At 57.3% G+C, this 3,973-nt stretch carries 4 protein-coding genes and 1 pseudogene; 2 read left to right on the forward strand and 3 right to left on the reverse strand.

What is annotated here, in order from left to right; translation table 11 throughout:
- The first annotated feature begins 351 nt into the window (after positions 1-351).
- Positions 352-1,524 carry a hypothetical protein gene (locus tag WB528_RS28095; RefSeq protein WP_423892671.1) on the forward strand — a complete coding sequence of 391 codons (1,173 nt, stop codon included), beginning with the start codon at positions 352-354 and terminating at the stop codon, positions 1,522-1,524.
- A gap of 10 nt (positions 1,525-1,534) precedes the next feature.
- Positions 1,535-1,771: an HGGxSTG domain-containing protein gene (locus tag WB528_RS28100; RefSeq protein ID WP_423892677.1), complete on the forward strand. Its 237-nt coding sequence runs from the start codon at positions 1,535-1,537 to the stop codon at positions 1,769-1,771.
- A 1,186-nt stretch (positions 1,772-2,957) separates the two neighbouring features.
- Here WB528_RS28100 and WB528_RS28105 read toward each other — a convergent pair.
- From WB528_RS28105 to WB528_RS28115, 3 genes and pseudogenes are all read right to left on the reverse strand, one after another.
- A pseudogene (locus WB528_RS28105) lies at positions 2,958-3,077 on the reverse strand (IS21-like element ISFK1 family helper ATPase IstB); the annotation flags it as partial.
- A gap of 127 nt (positions 3,078-3,204) precedes the next feature.
- Positions 3,205-3,654, reverse strand: a complete 450-nt coding sequence (locus WB528_RS28110; protein WP_423892673.1) for a type II toxin-antitoxin system VapC family toxin — start codon at positions 3,652-3,654, stop codon at positions 3,205-3,207.
- Positions 3,651-3,902, reverse strand: a complete 252-nt coding sequence (locus tag WB528_RS28115; protein WP_423892675.1) for a FitA-like ribbon-helix-helix domain-containing protein — start codon at positions 3,900-3,902, stop codon at positions 3,651-3,653. Before WB528_RS28115 ends, WB528_RS28110 begins: the two co-directional genes overlap by 4 nt.
- Positions 3,903-3,973: the final 71 nt, after the last annotated feature.

Raw genomic sequence — 3,973 nt, forward strand, 5'->3', positions numbered from 1 at the left:
GGCAGAGGCTGTCTTTCGCGCGCTGTCTCGATAGCTATCCCCGAACCATGCCGGCTACGATCGCCGAAGTCATCACGAGCTAACAACCGCGCGCTTATGCGCAGAACGAGAACTTACGGATCTCGCCGCCCTGCTCGCCGACGACATCGGTACGAATGGCTGTCCTCAGAACAGCGGCACAATTTGGAATGTTGGTCGCTTGAATCGCGCGGTCCTCAAGCGAATTAGCCTTTCTTCAGTTGGCGCTTTCGCAGCCGGACACCCGGGCCGCCTCCGTTCTCGTCGATGAACTCGACGCCGGCCTACAGGGAAGTCGCGCTCCCCCGCGGGCTACCGCTATTTGAGAACTTTTTGGCGAAATTTCGGGGAAGTTCCGATTTAGGAGGAAAAATCGAAAACAACCCCATGCAAAGTACGGAAATGAAACTACTTTCCATTCAACTCGTTTCAATTACAGACCGGCGATCAGGCTTTGCGGAAGCCATCAGGCTCCAAAACGAGGAGAAGGTCATGCGTAAGCGAAAACAGCAGGCGACGGCGGAATCGGGAGGGGATAAGTCCCAGATTCACACAACCGTCCAAGGCTGTGAGGCGACTTTTGTCAAAATTAAAGGCCATACGAGCTTGTTTTTTGGTGGCTTTGAAGAACCGAGCGAGATCAAGGAGGCAGAGTTTCTGGCCTCATGCGGCTCACGAGACCTAAATTTTGCTTTCGGTCTCCTAGCGCAGCTCGCCAATGTCAGCCCTCGAAGAAGACAGTTGTCCGTCACTGGCTATGAAGACGAAGCTCCTGATGTCGAGGCCTTCAACTCTCTGTTTGCCTACCTCAGGGCCATGGCGCCTCGGGACCCTCTTGATGCGATTATTTGCGCTGAAACAGGAGTTTTTGATTCACTTTCGATGATGTTTTCGGATTGTCTCAATCAAGCCCTAGTGTTTCTAGACATGGAGAGCGAAGCGCAATCATATACCAAGCTTTCGCGTAGATTTACCGCTGTGAGCGAAGCTCTTGAACGCCACAGGAGTTATCTCAGCCTTGAACACAACGGGCGGGATGGAAAAATCGGGGAAGCGCACGGGGTCGCACACGAGTTACAAAATCCAGACTTTGTTGCTAACCTTTTTAAACCACTGACCCATATTGGCACGCGGGACGGGCTTCTTCTTGATAATAACCTTCATTTCGCGCGCAGTTTCGTAACAGGCATGGCTCCGCGAGATCTGCTCGAAGCGAAGCGCTGCGTCCACATGGCAATCGCCCACTCATGGGTAATGTTTTTTGCACATCGTTTGACCTACGGCGAAGACTGGTCAGACATGTCAAGCTCCGAGCGATCTCTGAACAGCTTTTCGCGTACGTTCTGTGCTCAGACGGAAGCCTTCGATCGCCACAGGTATAGCGGCAGTCGAAAGATTAGGGTGCGGGAAGCCTCCCTCGTCGGCGCGCGCGCTATCGCTGACGATATCCACCATCAGAACGGCGCCAAAATGCTTGGGAAATTCAATGGGCACGCATCCTCGTAACACCGGCCCAATGCTCGCGAGCCCGCGGTGTGGAGCGAAGACGCGCTCGGGCGAGCCCTGTCGGTCGCCAGCCGCCAAGGGGAAGCAGCGCTGTCGTATGCATGGCGGCGCAGCCGGCTCGGGAGCACCGCTCAAAAACAAGAACGCACTGAAGCACGGCCGCTACACGCGTCGGCGCATTGAGGAACACCGGCTAGTACGAACTATAAATCGCCAACTACTCGCGTTGCTACGTGACACCCGATAAGGCCCGCCACTCGAACCGGCAATAGGGTCTCGCGATGACTGTCGGCGTGATGATCGGTATGAAGAATACTGACTGTGCGACAGCATTTTTGATTTCGCTTTCGACGTCCAAAAATTGGGCGCCGGTATGGAGTGCGCCGCTGGGCGCATCGCTGTCAGTGGCAGTGATTATCACTGCCACTTGAGCCTAATTCGTGGCTTTCGGTCCGTTGACATTAGCCGCCAGCGCAAACTCTATAAGGCGGCGAATTGCTTCCGAGCGAGACGGCTTATCTTTTTGTCGGTTTGGCGCGTCGGCTCTGAACCGGAGCGGCCTCCCCCGATTTGTTGGCGGACTCACGGGCACGCTCAGCCGCGGCTTCGCTGAGGCGAACTCCGGGTCGGTTCCCGTTAGTGAATTCAACGCCTGCGTCTTCAAGAGCCCGCCGAATTGCAAGTTCGTTGGCGGCCGTAAGCGCCGTCGTTCCATCGCTGGCTTCTGCTCGCCTGACGGTATTCACGCCTAACGACGACTGCCGGGCCAAGTCAGACGCGCTCCACCGTAGCAAAGCGCGCGCCGCCCGGATCTGCGCACCTGTCACTTTTGGCACGTTCATACTGTTCCTCGGCCATTGACTAATGTCACCCATATGGGTTAAATACACCCATCGTCGTCACCCAGATTCCGGCTTAGCTCCCCGACCTGCGGACGCCGCCCAAGGAAGGACGAAGTGGCCACCTCAACGGCGGACGCACTCAGTCTCGCCACGATGCGAACGGCCGTGCGGCTCCCGGAAAATCCCCAGTGCTCGGACCACAAGAGTCTAGTCAATTACGCGAGCGCCTGCTCGCCCAACTCGACGCACTCGGCTCCGACGATGATGCGGCAAGCTGGGCGCACCGGTGCCTTCCTGAAAAGAACAAACTGACGGTAATCGACGCCCAGTGCGTTGAGGAGGCCTTTGCGGCAAAGCTTGCGGTTCTCGTGGCACAAGCGGGCGATAGGCCCGAGGGACCGCAGAGTGAGCAGTCTGTGCGGTCTCGACCGCATCGTGACGCACTAATAGCAGGTCCGCTTTCGCTGACCAGCGCGTGGACCTGGAAATAGTACTTGGCAAGATCGACACCTATTCTGATAAATTGCTTCACGGACGGTCTCCCTTGTTGTGGCGCTCCGGCGACCACGCCTTGGCACTATGATGCCGTTAAGGAGAGGCCTCCACATTATCAAGGATGAGGAGTTGAACACGGCCAATGGTTTTGAGCAGGCGGCCATAGCGGCCGTCAGCCCGAGCGAGGGCGAGCGCTTTGAACAGGCGCGGGACGCGGTATCCGCTCAACCCTGAGCAGGAGGCGGTGCGGTGTGTCTTCGGCGATCGGCCGACTACCGGCGTCCCAATCGTGCCACGTTTTCGGCAATTGCTGCTCGACCGTGGCACAACAAAATGGCCACGTTCACTTCGATCTACTTGCTGTGCTTGATTTGCCCGCGCTCCACGGATCGATCACTGCAGCTTCAATATCCGAAAAATGCTTCACGTTGCGCGTCGCGAAGGTTGCGCGCTGTGCCAACACGATGCCGGCAATCATACTGTCGCGAAGATCGCCGGATTTGCCGGCCGCTTGACGTGCGGCCATGAGAACGGCCGTCGCTTCTGCAGCGCTTCGGTCGAAGTCGGCAACTCGTTGCTCGAGCTTGTCGTCGATCAGGTGCTCAAAGGCCGAGACACGCGACTGGCGGCGACGGCCGTCCGCCATAGTGGCGAGACCAAAACGGATTTCAAGAACGCTGATGCTCGTCGTCCAAATCGAGACACGGGGCTGACGATCCAGCCAAGCCACGACCCTCGCGTCGACCGGCTCAACCATGAGCGCAGACAACACGTTGGTGTCGAGGATGATCATTTTGTGAAAGGATTCCGCAACTTGAAACCGTGCAACTCCTTAATCTTCTCATCCTTCTTGAGATGAAGGTCGGCGAACAAAGCCACAATTTCCGTGCCGAGCCCGCGATCCGGCGCATGGTCGCGCTTGACCGCGTTGCGCAGAATGTCGCGAACCTCCGCTTCCATGCTCTGGCCGTGCTGAGCGGCGCGCCGCCGCAGCCGCTCTTTCACGTCGTCATCCACGTCACGCACAATGATCTGGGCCATGTTCAACTCTATTTGGCTCAACTCACATTGATATCATGATAGCAAGTGGCATGACGCGGCGCAAGCCGCCC

The organism is Bradyrhizobium sp., assembly GCF_049586575.1.
Classification (GTDB): domain Bacteria; phylum Pseudomonadota; class Alphaproteobacteria; order Rhizobiales; family Xanthobacteraceae; genus Bradyrhizobium.